Origin of the sequence: Pseudoclavibacter sp. CFCC 14310 (assembly GCF_008831165.1) — a bacterium.
In the GTDB taxonomy this organism is placed as follows: domain Bacteria; phylum Actinomycetota; class Actinomycetes; order Actinomycetales; family Microbacteriaceae; genus Pseudoclavibacter_A.
Window position 1 is genome coordinate 331,112 of sequence record NZ_WBKC01000001.1, and the last position, 19,872, is coordinate 350,983.

Below are 19,872 nucleotides of genomic sequence, written 5' to 3' on the forward strand. Positions count from 1 at the left end.
ACATATGAATATGGTATCCTTGCGGCCTACGGAGGGCGTTATTCAATGCGTTTTGAAGTCGGCGAAGTCGTCGTTTACCCCCATCACGGGGCAGCCAAGATCACTGAGGTCAAGAAGCGTGCCGTGCGTGGCGAAGAGAAGCTCTATCTCACGCTCGAGGTCGCACAGGGAGACCTGACGATTCAGGTTCCTGCAGACAGCGTCGAAGAGGTCGGCGTTCGTGACGTGATCGACAAGAAGGGCCTCGAGACCGTCTTCGCCGTGCTCCGCGAACCCTTCACCGAAGAGCCCACCAACTGGTCGCGTCGGTACAAGGCCAATGTCGAGAAGCTGGCCTCCGGCGACGTCATCAAGGTCAGCGAAGTCGTGCGCGACCTGTGGCGCCGCGACCAGGATCGCGGCCTGTCGGCGGGTGAGAAGCGCATGCTCGTCAAAGCTCGTCAGATTCTCATCTCAGAGCTCGCCCTGGCCGAGAAGACCGACGAAGACAGCGCCGGCGAGATGCTCGACAAAGTTCTGGCCTCCTGAGGCCGCAGCCTCTGAACTTCCCTCGATGACCACTCCGCCCGAGGCTCCGTCTTCCGCGACGCGAACCGGCATCGCCAGCGATGTCCATGCGTTCGGCGACTCCGGCATCCTGCGCCTCGCGGCTCTCGACTGGGCCGACACCCCTGCGCTCACCGGGCACAGCGACGGCGACGCAGTCGTGCACGCCATCTGCGACGCGCTGCTCTCTGCAGCGGGCCTGGGTGATATGGGCGAGCACTTCGGCACCGATCGGCCCGAGTATGCAGGTGCCCGAAGCGAGGTCTTTCTGCACGAGACGCTGCAGCTGGTCGCACAGGCCGGCTGGAGGGTCGAACACGTCGCCGTGCAGGTGATGACTCAGCGGCCTCGGATCTCGCCCCGCCGTCGTGAGGCCGAGCAGCGTCTCACCGAGCTGGTCGGGGCCCCGGTGTCGTTCGCGGCGACGACCGCAGACCGGCTCGGAGTCATCGGGGCGGGTGCCGGGCTGCTGGCCCAGGCGGTCGCGACGCTGCGACGATGACCTGGTCTTCGATCTGAGCCTTCGACGTAGACTTGCCCTGTGACGATTCACCTTTTTGACACCAAGAGCCGTGCCCTGCGCGAGCTGCGGCCGGTGCACCCCGGCCAGGTCGGCATCTACGTCTGCGGCCCCACTGTGCAGTCTGCGCCGCACATCGGGCACCTGCGATCGGCGCTGATCTACGACATCATGCGGCGGTGGGCCACGGCATGCGGACTCGAGGTCACACTGATTCGCAACGTCACCGACATCGACGACAAGATCCTCTCGGGCGCCGAGCAGACCGGCGAACCCTGGTGGGCGCTGGCCTATCGGGTCGAGCGGCTGTTCAACGACGCATATGACCGGCTGCGCGTGCAGCCGCCGACGTACGAGCCGCGTGCCACGGCCAACATCCAGCGCATGCAGCAGATCATCGCACGGCTGATCGAGCGCGGTCATGCCTATGCAGCCGAAGACGGCAGCGGCGATGTGTACTTCGACACGAAGTCCTGGCCGGCCTACGGCGAGCTCACCCACCAACGCCTCGAAGACATGGCCGACGCGGCAGACGCAGATCCGCGGGGCAAACGTGATCCCAGAGACTTCGCGCTGTGGAAGGGGCACAAGGCCGGTGAGCCCGAGACCGCCGCATGGGATTCCCCATGGGGGCGCGGTCGTCCTGGCTGGCACATCGAGTGCTCGGCGATGTCGACCCAGTATCTGGGCGAGACCTTCGACATCCACGGCGGCGGGCTCGACCTGCGCTTCCCCCATCACGAGAACGAGCTGGCCCAGTCGACCGCCGCCGGCTTCGAGTTCGCCCGCATCTGGGTGCACAATGGTCTGGTCGCCGTCGGCGACCAGAAGATGAGCAAGTCGCTCGGCAACTCGGTCTTCGCAGCCGATCTGCTCGATGCCGCCCCGGCGCAGGCCGTGCGATACTTTCTCAGCTCTGCGCACTACCGCTCGACGCTCGAGTACTCGCCGAGTGCCCTGGACGAGGCAGCTGCTGCTGTCGGACGCATCAACGGGTTCGTGCAGCGTCTGCATGAGACCGTCGAGGGCGTGGACGACGGCGCAGACCCCTGGGCCGCACTGCCGACGGCGTTCGTCGAGGCGATGGACGACGACCTCGGTGTGCCGCTGGGACTCGCCGTGCTGCACGAACAGGTGCGCCGCGGCAACGCAGCTCTGGCTGATGGCGATGCGGCGACGGCGCTCCAGGCCGGCGCTGCAGTCGAAGCCATGCTGCGGGTTCTGGGGCTGCACCCCGACGACTTCGCCGCTGAGACCGGCGGTGACGATGCGGCTGAACGCGTGCTCGACCATCTGGTGGCAGAGCGCCTCAAAGCGCGTGCGACGGCACGGAATGAACGGGACTTCTCGGCTGCGGATCGCATCCGTGACGAGCTGATCGCAGCCGGGCTGCAGATCGAAGACACCCCCAACGGGGCGAAATGGAGTGTGGAGTGATGGCAGAACGTCGTCGCGCGGGAGCCGTGCGCAAACACAAGAAGGGCGCGCAGGCCGGCTCGGGCGGTCAGGGGCGCAAGAAGCTCGAAGGCCGTGGGCCGACGCCGAAGGCTGAGGATCGGCCGTATCACCCCAAAGCCAAGGCGAAGGCCCGAGCCGAGCGCTCCGCCTCCGGTGCACAGCCCTACCGCGGCCATCAGAGCAGTCGCGCCGGTCGGCCGACTGTGCACAAGCAGCGCGACACCGAACTGATCGGTGGCCGCAACTCGGTCGTCGAGGCCCTGGTCGCCAAAGTGCCCGCAACCGCCCTCTATGTGGCCGAGCACATCGACGCCGACGACCGCGTTCGCGACGCGCTCGCTCGCGCGACCGGGCGCGGCATCCCTGTGACGACCGTCACCCGAGACGAACTCGACCGCCTGGTCGGCGAGGGTGCAGTGCATCAGGGCATCGCACTGCAGGTGCCGCCCTACCGGTATGCGAAGCTCGACGACCTGCTCTCGCAGGCCAGCGACCATGCGCCCCTCATCGTCGCGCTCGACGGTGTGACCGATCCGAGGAATCTCGGTGCGATCATCCGTTCGGTCGCAGCCTTCGGGGCTGACGGCGTCATCATCCCCGAGCGCCGCAGCGCCGGCGTGACGGCATCGGCCTGGAAGACCTCGGCGGGTGCCGCACTGCGCACGCATGTGGCGATGGTGCCCAACCTCACTCAGACACTGCGCCAGCTCAAGAAAGACGGCCTGTTCGTCGTCGGTCTCGACGGGGGCGGAGACGTGTCGCTGCCCGAGCTCAACCTCGCCACCGATCCGCTGGTGATCGTTGTGGGCTCGGAGGGCAAAGGGCTGTCACGTCTGGTGCGCGAGACGTGCGACGAAATCGTGTCGATTCCGATCACGAGCGGCGTCGAGAGCCTGAACGCCGGCATCGCCGCCGCTGTTGCGATGTATGCGGTCTCAACCGCGCGCAGCGGGAGCGGCGAGTAGTCGTCCGCTGTCGGCGTGGAACACCCATGCGAGCTCGACGGCGACGGCTAGACGCACGCGGTCACCGGGCTGCAGCCTGACGCCGTCGGTGCGCATCTGACACTCGCTGCGGTCGCGGTCGGCCAAGCGCAGGGTGAGTGTGTGCCCGCCGTTGGGCCCCGGTGCGATGTGTTCGACCGTGCCGCCGAGATCTTCGCGCTGGTCGCTCAGCGTCATGTGTCGCGAGGCGATCGCGAGCACCACCGGGCCGTCTGCTCCCGGAACGATGCGGCACTGATCGCCGACGCAGATCGTGCCGTCTTCGGCGGAGGCCGTCCAGCAGGTGAGCGGCTCGTCGATGACGGTCTGGGCGACGGTGAGATCCTCTGGTCGGCTGCGCAGATGTGCGAGCGAACCGATCTGGTGCAGCCGGCCGTCGTCGAGCACGGCGATGGGCTCGTCGAGCAACGCCGCCTCTGAGAGATCTCTGGTCGCGTAGAGCGTGGTGACGCCGAGTCGCGCAGCCAGAGTGCGGATGCTGCTGAGCAGTGGATGGCGCACATCGGCGGGCAGGCTGGTGAAGGGCTCGTCGAGCAGCAGTAGATCGGGGATGCGAGCGAGCGCCCGCCCCACGGCGACGCGCTGGCGCTCGCGGCCGGAGAGCTCGTGCGGTGACGAACTCAGCAGATCGTCGAGATCGAGGCCGTCGGCGACCACGCTGACGCGGCGATCACGTTCGGTCTGGTCGACGCCGGCGACTTTCAGCGCGAACGCGATGTTGTCGCGCACTGACATCTGCGGGTACAGCGCGTAGTTCTGAAACACCATGGCGACGTTGCGGTGTTTCGGGGGCAGGCGTGTGACCTCTCGCCCGTCGATGCGCACAGTGCCCGAGGCGGTCTCTTCGAGGCCGGCGATCATGCGCAGCAGCGTCGACTTGCCTGAGCCGCTCTGGCCCAAGAGGGTGAGAAAGGCTCCGTCGTCGACAGACAGCGACATGTCGCGCACCGCGGGATCGGCCGCGCCCGGATAGACGCAGGAGGCGCGTTCCAAAACCAGAGAGGGCATAGTCTCATTATGCGCGATTCTCGGGGACGCCAGGCAGTGGGTGACGCGGTATCCTCGGTGAGAGCTGTGAGACCACGCGATCCGGCCTGCTGTGTGGCATGCTGGTATGCGCAATCCATTGTAGGTGCAACTTATTTGGCCGAATCGACCAGAGGGAGATCATGGCAGGCAGCACATCAGGCGGCAATCCGCAGAGCCGCCCGACAAAGAACCAGCGCCGTGAGGCGGCGCGTGAGAAAGCCCGCCAGTTTCGCGAGCAGCAGGAGCGGCAGCGCAAGCGCAAGCGACTGCTCATTCAGATCGGCGTGATCGTCGCTGTGGTCGCTGTGGTCCTCGGAGGCTGGCTCATCATTCAGAGCGTGCAGAAGCACGAGCAGGCAGCGGCTTCGGTCATGCCGGCGAACATGCCCAACGACGGTGTGGTGATCTCTGAAGGTCTTGCGGTGCAGAAGGCCGAGCCACGTGCCGCCGACGTGCAGCCGGAACGTCAGACCTCGCCAGACGGGCGTCTCGTCGTAGAGATCTACGCCGATTTCATGTGCCCGATCTGCGGTCAGTTCGAGCAGACGTATGGACAGATGCTCAGCGAGCAGGCGCAGGCGGGCAACATCGACTTGGTCATCCACCCGGTGTCGATCTTGGATCAGGCGTCTCAGGGCACCAAGTACTCGACGCGGTCTGCCGCAGCCGCTGCCTCGGTCGCGACGTATGCGCCCGACAGCTTTCTGAACTACTTCACCACGCTGCTGCAGCCCGGCGTGCAGGCGAACGAGAGCACGAGCGGGCTGAGCGATGACCGGCTCGTCGAGCTGGCTCGCCAGGTGATCGGCGACGACCACCCCGAGCAGCAGGATCAGGTCGAGAAATCGATCCGTGACGGCGAGTTCAAGAAGTGGGTCAAACGGTCGACGGACGCGGCGAACCTCACCGGCACGCCTACGGTCTACATCGATGGACAGTCGCTTGACGACCTCAGCAAGGTCAGTGACACCCTGCAGCAGAAGCTCAAAGATCGCGGCATCGACATGACGCAGACCGGTGCCGGCGCTTCTGAAGGTCAGTGAGCGCCAGGCTGATCTGAGCATGATCGTGCGGACGGCCCGAATCACCCGCTAAGATGGGTTCGGCCGTTCGCGCGGTCGATGCCGACTTAGCTCATCTGGTAGAGCACCTGTCTTGTAAACAGGAGGTGGCGGGTTCGAGCCCCGCAGTCGGCTCAAGTGGAACAGCCCGGAATCACGGGCGAGTAGAGGCCTCAGAGCCCGCTTCGAACGTGAGCGCCACCGAGTTCATGCAGTAGCGCTGTCCCGTCGGCGTCTGGGGAGCATCCTCGAACACATGCCCCAAGTGCGAGCCGCACTTCGCGCAGCGCACCTCGGTGCGCACCATGCCGTGGGAGTCGTCCCTGACCAGCGTCACGGCGTCGGTGTCGCGCGGATCGTAGAAGCTGGGCCATCCGCAGCCTGACTCGAACTTCGTCGTCGAGGTGAAGAGCTCGGCGCCGCAGGCGCGGCAACGGTAGACACCGACGCGATGCTCGTCGAGCAGCTCGCCCGTCCACGGGCGCTCAGTGGCCGCCTCGCGCAGCACCGCGTACTCGATGGGGTCGAGCCTCTGCCGCCATTGCGGCTCGGTGACCGTCGCCGGGTCAGAGGCCGTGTCTGCATCGTGCGCGGGTGAATCGTGCTGATCTGTCATTGGATTGACCTCCGTGCCTCACCGCAGTCTGCGCAACGGCGAATCGTGCCTGAACGCCCCCACACTCATAGCGTAGACTCCCATACCATGTGCACGGGCGGGCTCACCTCACTGCAGCGTGACGTGCTGCGCTGCGAGATGGAGCTGCAGAACCTGCGACAGGGGCGCAGCCGGGCGATTCGCGACAGACTCGGCCTCAGTGCCGTGCGCTACGAGCAGATTCTGCGATCACTGGTCGGCGTGCCTGCCGCGGTGGCGTTCGCCCCCGACGTCATGCATCGCGTCGAGCGTCGACTGCACCGTCAGGAGCCTCGCGACCCACGTGCGCAGAAGTGAGAGAGAATTGAGACATGGCTGAGAAGTTCCCGAAAGACGAGTTCGACGACCTGCCCGTATCGCGCAAGGTCGGCGCGCATCGTGCGGTCGAACGTGGCTGGCGCACGCTGCGCATCGTGATCGGCGCGCTGGTCGCCACGGCTCTCGTGGTCGGCATCGTCTACGGAGTCATGCAGATCACTCGCAGTCAGAGCGTCTTCGATGACTATTCGGCCGCACCGCAGCAGAGCGAGAGCTCTGAGCCAGCGGAGTCTGAGAGTGCGTCGGCTGAACCTGCCGAACCGTCTGAAGAGCCCAGCGAGCCGGCTCCGTCGCCCAGTCCGTCGGCCCCGACCGTCAACCCGCACTCGCTCCAGGTCACTGTCTTCAACGCACAGGGAGCCAACGCGCAGAGCGGCCTGGCCGCACGCACCGGTGCGAAGCTCACGGCGAACGGCTGGAAGGTCGGGCAGGTGACCAACGCTCCTGCCAGCTTTGGCACACACCGCACCACGGTCGTGTACTACACCGATGAGCGCTACGCTGACGCCGCCAAACAGCTCAGCAGCGATCTGCAGCTTTCCAGCTCGCCGCAGCTCAATCAGACGCTGTCAGTGCCGCTCACGGTGGCGATCGGCAGCGACTATTCGACTCGCCGCTGACCGTTCGGCCGCCCTGCACCGGCCACGTCGCCGAACCGCACCACGAAGGAGACCCCATGAACAGCATCCGCACGCGAACCGCTCGTCGAGGCACGGCGGTGATCGGTGGTCTGCTGGCCCTGGGGCTGGGGGCTGCGGGGTTCGCCGGCTGCGCGAAGCACGAGCCGGAGCCAGATCCGGTCTCAGAGTCGCCGAGCCCGTCGGCCCCGGCTCTGGCTCCGCTCACCGGCGAAGAGATGCCCGACGTCGATCTGAACCATGCCGCGGTCACCGTGAAAGTGCCGAACGCGAACGACGGCGCTCGCCCGCAGGTCAACCTCAACTCGGCCGACCTCGTCTACGAAGAGCAGGTCGAAGGTGGCATCACCCGGTATGTGGCCGTCTACCACTCGCAGCTGCCGAGTCTCGTAGGGCCGGTGCGTTCGGCCCGCCCCACTGACACCAGTCTCGTGTCGCCCATTGGTGGAGCCTTCGTCTACTCGGGGTCGCACAGCGCTTTCGACGACGTGCTCGGATCGATGGCGGCCACCCGAATCGACGAGAGCCATGGTGATGTGCTCACTCGTGACGACAGCTGGGGGCGAGGCGCTCCGAACAACCTGTTCGCGCATCCGCAGGCCGCGCTCGATGCGCTCGACGACGGAGCGCGGACGACGCAGCCGGCCGCCCAGTTCGCCTACGCCGCGAAAGACCAGCCCGCGTCGGCCGCGCAGAGCGGCGACGCGCTGACGGGGCTGTCGGTCTCGGTCGGGGCGGATGCCCCGCGTCGTTGGACGTGGGATGCTGCGCAGAACCGGTGGGTGCGTTCGACGGCCAACGGCCAGGTCGACAGCACGCTGCAGGGCGAGTCTGCCAGCGCTGCCCAGTCGCAGCAGATCGCAGCAGACAACGTCGTGGTCATCAAATCGGTGCTCGGAAAGCCCTACGACCTGGGGCCGAAAGGCCTCTCGCCGCGCTACCAGCTCGACGGTGCCAACGGGCAGGGGTACGTGCTCTCGAACGGACGTGTGCTCGACGTCTCGTGGAGCAAGGCCGATGCCGCGTCGCCGTTCGTGCTGACCACGACCGACGGTGCCGGCGAGGTTCGTCTGCAGCCGGGATCGAGCTGGATAGAGCTGGTGCCCGACGGCAGCGGACAGGCCACGCCGGAGGGGCGGACCGCCGCCTGACGAACTTCGTCGTGTGACTTGCACTCTCATGGTGCGAGTGCTAATCATGTATTGGCACTCGTGAATGCCGAGTGCTAACGAAGCTGACACTTCCGAGAGTCCAGAAGGGACGATTTCACATGGCTAAGATCATTGCCTTTGAAGAGGAGGCCCGTCGTGGCCTCGAGCGCGGTCTGAACACCCTGGCAGACACGGTGAAAGTGACGCTGGGCCCGCGCGGTCGCAACGTCGTGCTCGAGAAGAAGTGGGGCGCCCCCACGATCACGAACGACGGTGTGTCTATCGCCAAAGAGATCGAGCTCGAAGATCCGTACGAGAAGATCGGCGCCGAGCTGGTCAAAGAGGTCGCAAAGAAGACCGATGACGTCGCTGGTGACGGCACCACGACCGCAACCGTGCTGGCACAGTCGCTGGTCAAAGAGGGCCTGCGCAACGTGGCCGCCGGAGCCGATCCGGTGGGGCTGCGTCGCGGCATCGACAAGGCGACCGCTGCAGTCGTGAAGCAGCTGCTCGAGACCGCCAAAGAGGTCGAGACCGAAGAAGAGACCGCTGCGACCGCATCGATCTCAGCCGGCGACCCCGAGATCGGCAAGATCATCGCCAAGGCGATTCACACGGTCTCGAAAGAGGGCGTCGTCACCGTCGAGGAGTCGAACACCTTCGGCATCGATCTTGAGATCACCGAGGGCCTGCGTTTCGACAAGGGCGTGCTCTCGCAGTACTTCATCACCGATCCGGAGCGTCAGGAGGCCGTGCTCGACGACCCCTACATCCTGATCGTCAACGGCAAGATCTCGGCGATCAACGACCTCGTTCCCGTGCTGAACAAGGTGCGCGAGGCAGGCAAAGAGCTGCTGATCATCGCTGAGGACGTCGACGGCGAAGCGCTGGCCACTCTCGTGGTCAACAAGATCCGCGGCATCTTCAAGTCTGTTGCCGTGAAGGCTCCGGGCTTCGGCGATCGTCGCAAGGCCATGCTGCAGGACATCGCCATCCTGACCGGCGGTCAGGTCATCGCCGAAGAGGTCGGCCTCAAGCTCGAGAACACCGACCTCAGCCTGCTGGGCCGTGCCCGCAAGGTCGTCGTGACCAAAGACGAGACCACCATCGTCGAGGGCGCTGGCGACAAGGCTCAGATCGACGGTCGTGCCGCGCAGATCCGCGCTGAGATCGAGAAGACCGACTCGGACTACGACCGCGAGAAGCTGCAGGAGCGCCTGGCGAAGATCTCGGGCGGCGTCGCCGTCATCAAGGTCGGCGCTGCGACCGAGCCCGAGCTCAAGGAGCGCAAGGCCCGTATCGAAGACGCTGTGCGCAACGCCAAGGCTGCTGCTGAAGAGGGCATCGTCGCAGGCGGCGGCGTGGCGCTGATCCAGGCCTCGCACGTCATCGACACCCTCGACCTCGAGGGCGACGAGGCGACCGGTGCACAGATCGTGCGCAAGGGCGTCACCGCACCGCTGAAGCAGATCGCACTGAACGCAGGGCTCGAGCCCGGCGTCGTCGCTGAGAAGGTCTCGACTCTGAAGCCCGGCGAGGGCCTCAACGCCGCGACCGGCGAGTACGTGAACCTGCTCGAGGCCGGCATCGCCGACCCGGTCAAGGTCACCCGCTCAGCTCTGCAGAACGCCGCGTCGATCGCCGGCCTGTTCCTGACCACCGAGGCAGTCGTCGCCGAGAAGCCCGAGAAGGCTGCTCCGGCTGCTCCGGCTGACCCGTCTGCAGGGATGGACTTCTGATCGGCTGACCTGCTCGGCTGACTGGTCTGGTTGATCTGTTCAGCTGACCGGTTTAACTGATCTGGTCACAAAAGCCCTGGCTGCGTTTCGCAGTCAGGGCTTTTGTCTGTCTGCGCGGCTGTGCCGCTGGTGCTGGTGCTGGTGCCGTGGGCTGTGCTGCTGCTCCGCCACGGATTGGGCGGCTTCGTCGCGGATTGGCAGGAATCGACCGACTTCCTGCGATCGGCGGTGGTGTTCTGAAATCGGTGCAGGTGCAGGTGCAGGTGCTGGTGCTGGTGCTGGTGCTGGTGCAGGCGCAGGTGTAGGTGCAGGTGCTGGGCGTTGCTGCAGGTGCTGGCGCTCAGCACAGGCGCAGCGGCAGAACGCAGCTGCGACAGTCGCCAGCTCAGGCGGGGATGCTCACCGGCAGGTCTTCGGCGTCGACGATGCGGTACGAGTAGCCCTGCTCGCTCAGAAAGCGCTGCCGAGACAGCGCGTAGTCCTGGTCGACGGTGTCAGCCACCACGATCGAGTAGAAGATCGAGCGTGAGCCGTCGCTGTTCGGGCGGATGATGCGCCCGAGTCGCTGCGCCTCCTCCTGCCGCGAGCCGAACGCTCCCGAGATCTGGATCGCGACGCGCGCATCCGGCAGATCGACCGAGAAATTGGCGACCTTCGAGACGATCAGGGCCCGCTGCTCACCGGTGCGGAACGCCGCGAAGAGCCGTTCTCGCTCCGGGGTCGGCGTCTTGCCCGTGATCAGCGGCAGCCCGGTGCGCTCAGCGACGAGCTCGAGCTGGTCGAGGTACTGCCCGATGACCAGAGTCTGATCGTCGGCGTGCTCGTCGAGCAGCTCGGCCACCGTGTCGAGCTTCGCCTCGGCCAGCGCCGTCGCGTGGTAGCGCTCGGCATCGGCGAGCATCGCATAGCGTGCCTGCTCGTCTTCAGTGAACTCGACGCGCACCTCGACACAGTCAGCCGGTGAGATGAATCCCTGTGCCTCGATGTCGCGCCAGGGCGCCTCGTAGCGCTTCGGCCCGATCAGTGAGAACACGTCGGACTCTTTGCCGTCTTCGCGCACCAGTGTCGCGGTCAGCCCCAGACGGCGGCGCGCCTGCAGCTCAGCCGTCAGTTTGAAGATGGGCGCCGGCAGCAGGTGCACCTCGTCATAGACGATGAGGCCCCAGTTCTCGGCGTCGAGCAGACTGAGGTGCGTGTACTTCTTGCTGCGACGAGCGGTGAGCATCTGATAGGTCGCGATGGTCACCGGCGCGATGATCTTGGCCTCGCCCGAGTACTCGCCGATCTGCTCGTCGGTGAGCCGGGTGCGTCGCAGCAGCTCGTCACGCCACTGGTGCGCCGCGAGCGTGTTCGTGACCAGAATCAGGGTCTTGCGGCTGAGCGCGGCCATCGCCCCCGCCCCGACGATGGTCTTGCCGGCGCCGCACGGCAGCACGACGACGCCGGAGCCCCCGGCGACGAACGAGTCGACGGCCTGCTGCTGGTAGGGGCGCAGGTGCCAGTCGTCCTCGTTCAGGTCGATCTCGTACGGGTCTCCGTCGGTGTAGCCGGCATGGTCTTCGGCCGGCCAGCCGATGCGCAGCAGCTCCTGTTTGAGCTGGCCGCGGGCCCACTCCTGCACGATCCAGGTGCGCTGGTCGACCTGCTCGGTCAGCAGCGCGGCGACGCGCTTGTGATTGGCCACGTCGGTCAGCAGGCGGGCATCGTCGGCGGTGAGCACCAGCCGGCCTTCACTGTCACGGATGATGTCGAGGCGGCCGTAGCGGTCGATCGCATCGGTGATGGTGCGCACGACGGTGTCGGGCACCGCGAACTTCGCATAGGTGTTCAGGGCGCTGATGATCTCGTCGGCGGTGACCCCGGCTGCAGCGGCATTCCAGAGCCCCATGCGGGTGATGCGATAGGTGTGCACGTGCTCGGGAGCGCGCTCCAGCTCGGCGAAGCCGCCGATCGCCTGCCGTGCGGCGTTGGCGTCGGGATGGTCGAGTTCGAGCAGCACCGTACGGTCGCTCTGCACGATCAGTGGTCCCATGAGGTCTCCTTCGTGATCGGATGCACTTCGGCGATGGCCTTCAGCGGCAGCGTGCGCTCGATCTCGGCACCGGGCTCGCGCCCGCGCAGGCGCGTCGCGCCCATGCCGATGACTTCGAGTACGACGGTGCGCAGGGCGTCACCGACGCGCACCGTGATCGAGATCGGAGCATGCTCGCGCAGCGCCGTCTCGAGCAGCAGGCGGATGCGTGCGTCTGGCGAATCGCGGAACTCACCGACCAGCGCACGTGCTCGGCTGACCGGGTCGCGGTCGTCGGTGGACTCCATCGTAATGCTCGGTGTGCTGCTTGGAGAGGTGCGGGGCGCAGCATGAGTCGATGCGGCTGCGGTGTCTGGCCGGCTGGGGCTGACGACGGCTTGGGGCGACTCGGCGAAGGAGCGCAGCAGATACTGCAGCGGCTGGCTCAGATCGCCGCGCAGCAGCGTCTTGAGAAAGTCGCGGATCTCGCCCACCGATTCGCCATGACCCACTGCTGCGGCGATCGTCTGCTCGCTGATCTGGTAGGTGTGCGTCTCGACGAGTCGCGTCGGCGTCGCGATCCGTCGCAGCTGCCTGGCGAGCTGCGGCGTGAGCAGTCCGGGCACCAGCAGCTCGAGGTGGTTGTAGAGATAGCCGTACTCGGTCGGAGCGGGCCACTGTTCGGCCAGGCTCTGCTGCCGTTCGTCGTCGTGGGCGCCCCACGCCTCACCGAGATCGGTCAGCTGGCCTGCCGCATCGATGACCGCAAGAACTCGCCAGTCGTGAAGCAGACGCTGCAGCCGGGCGGCGAGGTGCTCGTGTGCCAGCGGCCAGCGCGTGTTCGCCGCGTCGATCAGTCGATCAGACATCGACTGTGCGGTCTCGGCACCGTGCAGAACCGCCTGCTCGACGACAGGCGCGAGGTCTTTCGGGACTGTCGCGTCGGCGAGCGTGCGCCAGACATCGAGCAGTGAGAGGCCGAGCCAGCTCTCGGCTTCTGCTTCGGCAGAGATGTGGTCGTCATCGGTGTGGAACAGGCCTGCGGTCGTGGCGATTGAGATGAGCGCGCTCACCGTGCTGGGCTCGATGTCGAGGATGTGCCCCAGATCGGTCAGTGCGGAGACCGGCACATGGCCGGTCGCGGTCAGCGGCAGGGAAGAGTTCTCGGCCTGCAGCACGACGGTCTGCACTGCGACGACGGAGTGCCACGGCGCGGGTGCATCGAGAGCCGGTATGGCCGACACCTCTGGGCGCGGCAAGCCACGCATCGCCGCGATGCGATCTGCGACTCCGGGAAGAGGATGCCCGGCGCCATCAGCCAGCAGCAGTGCAGTGGCTGCCGCGCTGGGGGTGTCGGCTGCGAGCAGCGCGCGCAGGTCTTCGTCGGTGAGTACCGCGAGTCGGCGGTCGATCGCGTCAGGGTGGGCCAGCCGCGAGCTCAGATCGTAGAGATCGGCGATGCGCAGTCTGGGCAGGTGCGAGAGCGAGACGACGGTGTCGAGATCGGTGTCGGAGAGTGCGACCACGGCATCGGAGTAGGCGATGGTCTGTGACATTCACATCACGACTGTTCGCGACGGCGCTGGCGGATGATGACTGTGGTCAGCACCGCGATGAGCACGATTCCGATGGGGAGGCCGATGAGCGGCACGGTCTCGACAATGCGTGCGAACGTGCCGAGTTCGCTCTGCCTGGAGAGGAAGAAGATGGTGATCAGCGCACAGACTGAGGAAAGCACGAGGATGCCGATCGTGATCGCTCCGAGCACGTTCACCGCTCGCGAACGGCGGGGTGTGTCTTGTTGGATCATCCTTATAGAATACTTGTCGTGCGCGATCCGCGCGACGGAGTATCTTGCGCAGATGTCGCGAGACCGTGAGTGAACTCGAAAGAGATGTGCGATGCCAACCGGAAAAGTGAAGTTCTTCGACGAGGAGAAAGGGTTCGGCTTCATCACCGCTGATGACGGCCAACAGGTCTTTCTGCATACCTCGGCACTGCCCGCCGGGGTGACCTCGCTGCACCCGGGAACCCGTCTGGAGTTCGGTGTGGCCGAGGGCAAGCGAGGGGCGCAGGCGCTCTCGGTTCGCGTGCTGACGGCGCCGCCGAGCGTCGCGAAATCGCGTCGACGTGCGGCCGAAGACATGTCTGTCGTGGTCGAAGACCTGATCAAGCTGCTCGACGGCATCGGAGGCGGCCTGAAGCACGGCCGTTACCCGTCTGACGCACATGCGCGCAAGGTCGCTGCGGTGCTGCGAAAGGTGGCGGACGAACTCGATGTCTGACCCGACTGTGTCTGATCCCGCCGAGTTCCTGGCTCAAGAGGCAGCTGCGCGCTCGGCTTTGGCCGAAATCGCACCACGCCGGCAGATCGGGGCGCTGCTGCGGGCAGACCCCGAACCCGACGAGAACGTGTTCACTCTGCGGTTCGCCTCTGACGTTCCCGGCTACCCGCACTGGGAATGGGCCGCCGTGCTGGGCCGCGTCGACGCCGAATCGACTCCTACGGTGCTCGAAGTCGGGCTCATGCCCGGCGAGGGCGCGCTTGTTCCGCCCGCCTGGGTGCCGTGGTCCGAGCGCTTCGCCGAGTACAAGGCGCAGCATGATGACGACTCTGACGACTCTGACGACTCTGACGACTCTGACGACTCTGACGACTCTGACGACGTCGACGACGCGGACAGCCGTGACGACGCCGACGAAGATTCGACGGCCGATGCCGAATCGCAGTCTGACGGTGACGCCGAGTCCGAGTCTGCGGATGAGCCGATGAGCGAGGAAACATCTGAGACGACGTCTGAGGCGACGGCTGAGGCCGAGGGGTCACCCGCGCAGGAGTGACCCCGGCGGCATCACATGCGGTCGAGCACGTAGGTGACCGACTCGATGAGGCGCTGCACCTCAGCCGGCTCCACCGCGACGAACGTGCCGATGCGCAGCTGGTTGCGGCCGAGCTTGCGATAGCCGTTCACGTCGACGATGCCGTTCTCGCGCAGCGCTGCCGTGACATCGGCGGCGTGGATGCTCTCGTCGAGATCAATCGTCGTCACGACCTGTGATCGCACGGCCGGATCGCTGACGAACGGCGTGAGCCGCGTGTCGGCCTCTGCCCAGTCGTAGACGAGCTGTGACGACTCTTTCGTGCGAGCGTCGGCCCATGCCAGGCCCCCGTTGGCGAGCAGCCACTGCACCTGCTGATCGAGCAGAAAGAGCGTGGCGATCGCCGGAGTGTTGATCGTCTGATGCTTGCGCGAGTTCGTGATCGCACCCTGCAGCGAGAGGGCGGCAGGGATGAAGCGATCGCCGTCGGCGATGCGCGCAGCCCGTTCGATCGCAGCTGGTGACATCAGCGCGATCCAGAGGCCGCCCTCCGAACCGAGGTTCTTCTGCGGCGAGAAGTAGTAGACGTCGAACTGGGCGGGATCGACGAATGTGCCGCCTGCTGCGCTGGTGCCGTCGACGACGCTCAACGCGCCCATGGCATCCACTCGGCGAACCGGCAGCTGTACGCCGGTCGACGTCTCGTTATGCGGCCACGCATAGAGATCGACGCCAGGAGTCGGCACGTTGGCGGTCGCCTCACCGAACGCCGCCTCACGCAGGTCGGGCGCCTGCAGCCACGGTGCGCTCGCGGCCTTGGCGAACTTGGCGCTGAACTCGCCGATGACCACATGCTGACTGCGCTGCTCGATGAGCCCAGCGGCTGCAGTGTCCCAGAACACGCTCGCACCGCCGAGGCCGAGCACGACCTCGTAGCCGTCGGGCAGACCGTAGAGCTCGGTGAGATGCTGCTGCAGATCGGCGACGAGCTGTTTGACCGGAGCAGCTCGGTGCGAGGTGCCGATCAGGGCGCGTCCGGCGGTGTTGAGAGCGTCGAGCTGTTCGTCTCGCACTCGGCTCGGGCCAGAGCCGAAGCGGCCGTCACGGGGAAGCAGGGTCTGGGGAATCTCGATGGAAGCCATGCGTCAATGCTAGCTGCCGACATGACCGGACATCGGGACGATCATTGACGATCGTGCGCCGAGTCGACCAAATAATTAGGCTAGACTAACTTGGCGTGACGGCCGTGCGGGCGTCGGCCGAAGGAGGACTGCTCGGTGACTGATCTCATTGACACGACAGAGATGTATCTGCGAACCATTCTCGAGCTGGAAGAAGAGGGAATCGTGCCGCTCCGTGCACGGATCTCAGAGCGACTCGGTCATTCGGGTCCCACGGTCTCTCAGACGGTCTCCCGCATGGAGCGTGACGGACTGGTCGTGGTCAGCGGAGACCGTCACTTGGAGCTCACGGCAGAAGGGCGGGCAAAGGCCGTCCGCGTCATGCGCAAGCATCGCCTTGCCGAGCGTCTGCTCTCAGACGTGATCAAGCTGGACTGGGAGCTGGTGCACGACGAGGCCTGCCGCTGGGAACACGTGATGAGTGAAGACGTCGAGCGCCGCATCATCCCGCTCATCTCGCGGCTGGACGAGAGCCCGTACGGAAACCCGATTCCGGGGCTGGACGAGCTGGACGAACAGAGCAACGTGGAGTTTCTGCACGGCGTGGTCGACGTGCACACGCTGGCACGCACGGCCAAGGGGTCGCTGCAGCGCGCGGTGCGCCGAATGGGCGAGCCGGTGCAGCTCGATCCCGACCTGCTCAAACAGTTCCGCGAGGTCGGCATCGTGCCCGGCGCCGAGGTCACGATCCAGGCAGTGGGTGACTACACGCGCGTCAAAGTCGAGGGGCGCGACGAAGGGCTCGAGCTGGCACCCGAGATCGCGACGCACATCTTCGTGGACGACCACTGAGCCCGAGCCTGCGTGGGGGCGACGGGCGCAATGGTGACAAGAAGAGCGGGGCAAAGTAAGCTGGTTCACTGAGTATGTTCGCCCAAGAGAGGAATTCGCACGCGAATGCAGAGCGACAGTGACGCGGCTCGAGCCGAGACGCCCGCAGAGCAGCCGCTGACTCGACGTCAGATGCGTGAGATCTGGGCAGCTCAGGATCGTCTTGCCGAACAGCGCGCTCAGGACTCGTCGACATCTGAGACGCATGCCCTGCTTCCGGTGGCGATTCCCGGACACCTGCCTGTGTCAGAGCGGATGCCACGTCGGCAGCAGCTGCCCGATGGCGGAACGATTCGTCGTCGGCGTTCGCTCTCGCTGCCGTTCTCCTCACGCCGTATGCGCAGCACGCTCATCTTCTCTGTGGCGATGGGGCTGAGCTTCACCGCTGCGGTTCCCGCTTACGCGGTCTCGCCGTCGGTCTCGGCAACCGTCGACATGACTCGCACGTCACCGCAGGATCTCGTCCGGCATGAGGCCGAGCTCGTCGACAACGGCCACCTGCAGTCGGGTGCACTGCTCGCCTCTTCGGCGAGTGCCGTCGGGCAGCCCGGAGACGAACTGCTGACGGCTGAGGCTCGATCGGCTGCGCGCCTCACTGTGAACAACGTCTGCGAATTGGGGCAGAGCCCCTATACCGACGACGTCCAGTTCTCCATTCCGGTGCCGCAGGGCTCGTACACCGTGAGCTCCAGACTCGGCGAACGCTGGGGGCGCATGCACAAGGGCGTTGACTTCGCTGCGCCGATCGGAACCACCATCGCTGCGGCGATGTCGGGCACGATCACCAACGTCGGATTCACCGGAGTGAACCCGTATGTCCAGCTGACCAGTCGACTGCCTGACGGCACGAAGATCGACACTCTGTATCTGCACATGCCGCTCGACTCGGTGCGCGTTCAGGTCGGTGACCAGGTGAAGACCGGTCAGCCGATCGCCGAGGTCGGCAACGAGGGCAACTCACAGGGTGCCCATCTGCACTTCGAACTGCACATCAACGGCGGGGCCGATGTGACCTACGGGGCGGGTGAGGGCACGATCGTCGACGGGCTTGACTGGCTGCAAGCCCACGATGCCGCGACTCTGCCGGGTTGCACGGCCTGAGTCAGGGCTGTGCGCCTCTGACCTTTGTGGCAGCTGAGGCTTCGGCTGCCTGGGTTGAGTCAGCAGACCACTGCCTGTACTCTGAAACATATGGCTCTTTTCCACGTTCGTCAGCTTGTCCAGCCGCTGGCCACCGCAGCAGTAGTAGGTGGGATTCTCTTCTCGACGGCGGTTCCGGCTCAGGCCCAAGAGGTCTCAGCAGCCGTCGATCAGACGATTGAGGCTCAGGCGTTCAGGCAGAGCGTCGGCGCGATACGAGAGCCGCTCGACGAGACGCAGCAGGAGTTCGTGCATGCGGCGCTGGCGAATCCAGAACCGCTGACAACCGCAGATGACGATCGCGTCGCTCCGTCGCCGACCGCCACGACGGCCGTTGGGGCACAGTCGGCTGTCGCGGCGTCTGACAGCTCGCCCAGGGCGACCGTCGTCGGCAGCAGCATCACAGACACCGCTCTGCGGTACCTCGGCGTTCCCTATGTCTGGGGCGGGGCAAGCCCTGCAGGTTTCGACTGCTCGGGGTTCACCTCGTTCGTGTATGGGCTGCACGGCAAGTCGCTGCCGCACTCCTCATCGGCTCAGCGTGCTCTCGGCACAGTCGTTTCAGAGAGCAGTGCGCAGCCGGGTGATCTGGTCTGGTGGCCGGGACACATCGCGATCTACCTCGGCAACGGCAAGATCGTGCATGCGCTCGAACCTGGTTCCACCGTCGTCGTCGGTGCCGTCGGAGACCTTCGGGGCAGCGCCCCCACGTACCTGCGTTTCTGAGTCATGACCTGCTCAGCGCGCGCTACCGTAAAGACGATGTGCCAGTGGCACAGACAGAACTCGATATTCGTGAGTGCGTTAGGATGAATGAATGCTGATCAGACTCAACTCTTCGACGCTCACCGGGACCCTTGCTACGTTGGCGGTCTCAGGAGGCCTCGTCTTCGCTACGGCCGTACCCTCGCAGGCAGCAGAGGTGAGCCTCACACAGCAGTCGGGTGAGTCGCAGTTCGTGCGTCAAGAGATGCAGCGTCAGCAGGTGGTCTCGGCGTCAACGGGAGTGGACGCTGCTGGAACAGACGTTGTCTCACTCACGGCGTCCGTGCCCACACCGGAGCCGGCAGCACCCGCCGTCACTCCTGCGGCCACAACCGTGCTCACGCCGGGTGCAGGTGCGGCTGCGGCCGCCGCCACTGCCGGTGCCACAGCGACTGCCGCGGCGCCAGCGCGCCCGCAGGTGGTCGTTGGCTCGAGCATCATCGCCACCGCGTCGCAGTTCATCGGGTACCCGTATGTTTCGGGTGGCAACAGGCCTGAGACGGGCTTCGACTGCTCTGGACTGGTTCAGTATGTCTACGGGCTGCACGGGATCAGCCTTCCGCGCACTGACGCGGCTCAGAAGGCCGCAGGCACGGTCATCAGCGAGGCCGAGGCGCAGCCCGGCGATCTGGTCTGGTGGCCCGGGCACATCGGCTTCTACGCCGGAAACCATCAGGTCCTCGACGCTGGCAACCCGCGAGTCGGCGTGTCTCAGCGTGCGATCTGGGGGTCGCCGACCTTCATTCGCATCTGACCCGGTCGCGCAGCCTCTTCCATCGACTCCATCAGAGATCAGCGATGGTCGTCGTTGGTCTGCCTGCCGCCGTAGCTCAGTGGATAGAGCGACAGTTTCCTAAACTGTGCGTCGCGAGTTCGATTCTCGCCGGTGGCACTTGTCGGTCGAGCAGTCGGCATGTCACCGGCTGTCTCGCAGACAGTTTTGTCTCGCTCGCAAACGGCGGCAGACAAGTAAGCTGAGAGATGGAGTGCAACCGGATTTCGGAG

At 65.8% G+C, this 19,872-nt stretch carries 21 protein-coding genes and 2 tRNA genes; 17 read left to right on the plus strand and 6 right to left on the minus strand.

Annotation, left to right across the window (positions count from 1 at the left end; all coding sequences use genetic code 11):
• The first annotated feature begins 45 nt into the window (after window positions 1-45).
• Genes F8O06_RS01485 through rlmB form a run of 4 tightly spaced genes read left to right on the plus strand, consistent with a single transcriptional unit; the run spans window position 46 to window position 3,489 of the window.
• Window positions 46-528 carry a CarD family transcriptional regulator gene (locus F8O06_RS01485; protein WP_158030239.1) on the plus strand — a complete coding sequence of 161 codons (483 nt, stop codon included), beginning with the start codon at window positions 46-48 and terminating at the stop codon, window positions 526-528.
• Window positions 529-553: 25 nt separating this feature from the next.
• Window positions 554-1,048 (plus strand): 2-C-methyl-D-erythritol 2,4-cyclodiphosphate synthase, encoded by a 495-nt coding sequence (gene ispF / locus F8O06_RS01490; RefSeq protein ID WP_158037141.1) that lies wholly within the window; start codon window positions 554-556, stop codon window positions 1,046-1,048.
• Window positions 1,049-1,087: 39 nt separating this feature from the next.
• Window positions 1,088-2,503 carry a cysteine--tRNA ligase gene (cysS, locus tag F8O06_RS01495; protein WP_158037142.1) on the plus strand — a complete coding sequence of 472 codons (1,416 nt, stop codon included), beginning with the start codon at window positions 1,088-1,090 and terminating at the stop codon, window positions 2,501-2,503.
• Window positions 2,503-3,489 (plus strand): 23S rRNA (guanosine(2251)-2'-O)-methyltransferase RlmB, encoded by a 987-nt coding sequence (gene rlmB, locus F8O06_RS01500; protein ID WP_158037143.1) that lies wholly within the window; start codon window positions 2,503-2,505, stop codon window positions 3,487-3,489. Before cysS ends, rlmB begins: the two co-directional genes overlap by 1 nt.
• Here rlmB and F8O06_RS01505 read toward each other — a convergent pair.
• A complete protein-coding gene (locus tag F8O06_RS01505; protein ID WP_158037144.1) occupies window positions 3,460-4,536 on the minus strand; it encodes an ABC transporter ATP-binding protein in 1,077 nt (358 codons plus the stop codon). The genes rlmB and F8O06_RS01505 overlap by 30 nt on opposite strands.
• 161 nt (window positions 4,537-4,697) lie before the next feature.
• Between F8O06_RS01505 and F8O06_RS01510 the strand changes: the two genes are divergently transcribed.
• Together F8O06_RS01510 and F8O06_RS01515 are read left to right on the plus strand one after the other, a co-directional pair.
• Window positions 4,698-5,600 (plus strand): DsbA family protein, encoded by a 903-nt coding sequence (locus F8O06_RS01510; protein WP_192496791.1) that lies wholly within the window; start codon window positions 4,698-4,700, stop codon window positions 5,598-5,600.
• 80 nt (window positions 5,601-5,680) lie between these two features.
• A tRNA-Thr gene (locus tag F8O06_RS01515) sits at window positions 5,681-5,753 on the plus strand.
• Window positions 5,754-5,772: 19 nt separating this feature from the next.
• Here the strand turns inward: F8O06_RS01515 and msrB are convergent.
• Entirely contained in the window at window positions 5,773-6,234 is a 462-nt protein-coding gene (gene msrB / locus F8O06_RS01520) for a peptide-methionine (R)-S-oxide reductase MsrB (protein WP_158037146.1), read from the minus strand.
• Window positions 6,235-6,321: 87 nt separating this feature from the next.
• Between msrB and F8O06_RS01525 the strand changes: the two genes are divergently transcribed.
• The 4 genes from F8O06_RS01525 to groL all read left to right on the plus strand — a co-directional run bounded on the left by F8O06_RS01525 (window position 6,322) and on the right by groL (window position 10,119).
• Window positions 6,322-6,570 carry a DUF3263 domain-containing protein gene (locus F8O06_RS01525; RefSeq protein ID WP_158037147.1) on the plus strand — a complete coding sequence of 83 codons (249 nt, stop codon included), beginning with the start codon at window positions 6,322-6,324 and terminating at the stop codon, window positions 6,568-6,570.
• Window positions 6,571-6,584: 14 nt separating this feature from the next.
• Complete coding sequence (locus tag F8O06_RS01530) at window positions 6,585-7,211, plus strand: LytR C-terminal domain-containing protein (RefSeq protein ID WP_158037148.1); 627 nt, start codon at window positions 6,585-6,587, stop codon at window positions 7,209-7,211.
• Window positions 7,212-7,267: 56 nt separating this feature from the next.
• Window positions 7,268-8,380, plus strand: coding sequence for a DUF3048 domain-containing protein (locus F8O06_RS01535; RefSeq protein WP_158037149.1), 1,113 nt, complete (start codon window positions 7,268-7,270; stop codon window positions 8,378-8,380).
• 119 nt (window positions 8,381-8,499) lie between these two features.
• The gene (gene groL / locus F8O06_RS01540) at window positions 8,500-10,119 is read left to right on the plus strand and encodes a chaperonin GroEL (protein ID WP_158030229.1); all 1,620 of its coding nucleotides are present in this window, start codon (window positions 8,500-8,502) and stop codon (window positions 10,117-10,119) included.
• Window positions 10,120-10,504: 385 nt separating this feature from the next.
• Here the strand turns inward: groL and F8O06_RS01550 are convergent, their stop codons facing one another.
• From F8O06_RS01550 to F8O06_RS01560, 3 genes are read right to left on the minus strand one after another with little or no spacing between them, the layout of a single operon-like run.
• Window positions 10,505-12,151, minus strand: a complete 1,647-nt coding sequence (locus tag F8O06_RS01550) for a DNA repair helicase XPB (RefSeq protein ID WP_158037150.1) — start codon at window positions 12,149-12,151, stop codon at window positions 10,505-10,507.
• Window positions 12,139-13,686 (minus strand): helicase-associated domain-containing protein, encoded by a 1,548-nt coding sequence (locus F8O06_RS01555; RefSeq protein ID WP_158037151.1) that lies wholly within the window; start codon window positions 13,684-13,686, stop codon window positions 12,139-12,141. Before F8O06_RS01555 ends, F8O06_RS01550 begins: the two co-directional genes overlap by 13 nt.
• 5 nt (window positions 13,687-13,691) lie before the next feature.
• The gene (locus tag F8O06_RS01560) at window positions 13,692-13,940 is read right to left on the minus strand and encodes a hypothetical protein (protein WP_158030226.1); all 249 of its coding nucleotides are present in this window, start codon (window positions 13,938-13,940) and stop codon (window positions 13,692-13,694) included.
• Between the two features lie 91 nt (window positions 13,941-14,031).
• On the opposite strand from F8O06_RS01560, the gene F8O06_RS01565 reads away from it, so the two are divergent.
• Window positions 14,032-14,415: a cold-shock protein gene (locus tag F8O06_RS01565; protein WP_158030225.1), complete on the plus strand. Its 384-nt coding sequence runs from the start codon at window positions 14,032-14,034 to the stop codon at window positions 14,413-14,415.
• Entirely contained in the window at window positions 14,408-14,971 is a 564-nt protein-coding gene (locus tag F8O06_RS01570) for a DUF3027 domain-containing protein (RefSeq protein WP_192496792.1), read from the plus strand. Before F8O06_RS01565 ends, F8O06_RS01570 begins: the two co-directional genes overlap by 8 nt.
• 11 nt (window positions 14,972-14,982) lie before the next feature.
• Here the strand turns inward: F8O06_RS01570 and serC are convergent, their stop codons facing one another.
• Complete coding sequence (serC, locus tag F8O06_RS01575) at window positions 14,983-16,092, minus strand: phosphoserine transaminase (protein ID WP_158037153.1); 1,110 nt, start codon at window positions 16,090-16,092, stop codon at window positions 14,983-14,985.
• Between the two features lie 135 nt (window positions 16,093-16,227).
• Between serC and F8O06_RS01580 the strand changes: the two genes are divergently transcribed.
• The 5 genes from F8O06_RS01580 to F8O06_RS01600 all read left to right on the plus strand — a co-directional run bounded on the left by F8O06_RS01580 (window position 16,228) and on the right by F8O06_RS01600 (window position 19,759).
• Window positions 16,228-16,923 (plus strand): metal-dependent transcriptional regulator, encoded by a 696-nt coding sequence (locus F8O06_RS01580; protein ID WP_158030222.1) that lies wholly within the window; start codon window positions 16,228-16,230, stop codon window positions 16,921-16,923.
• A 105-nt stretch (window positions 16,924-17,028) separates the two neighbouring features.
• Complete coding sequence (locus F8O06_RS01585; RefSeq protein WP_158037154.1) at window positions 17,029-18,063, plus strand: M23 family metallopeptidase; 1,035 nt, start codon at window positions 17,029-17,031, stop codon at window positions 18,061-18,063.
• A 90-nt stretch (window positions 18,064-18,153) separates the two neighbouring features.
• Window positions 18,154-18,828 (plus strand): C40 family peptidase, encoded by a 675-nt coding sequence (locus tag F8O06_RS01590; RefSeq protein WP_158037155.1) that lies wholly within the window; start codon window positions 18,154-18,156, stop codon window positions 18,826-18,828.
• Window positions 18,829-18,919: 91 nt separating this feature from the next.
• Window positions 18,920-19,621, plus strand: a complete 702-nt coding sequence (locus F8O06_RS01595) for a C40 family peptidase (RefSeq protein WP_158037156.1) — start codon at window positions 18,920-18,922, stop codon at window positions 19,619-19,621.
• Between the two features lie 65 nt (window positions 19,622-19,686).
• Window positions 19,687-19,759 (plus strand) — tRNA-Arg (locus F8O06_RS01600).
• Window positions 19,760-19,872 lie beyond the last annotated feature (113 nt).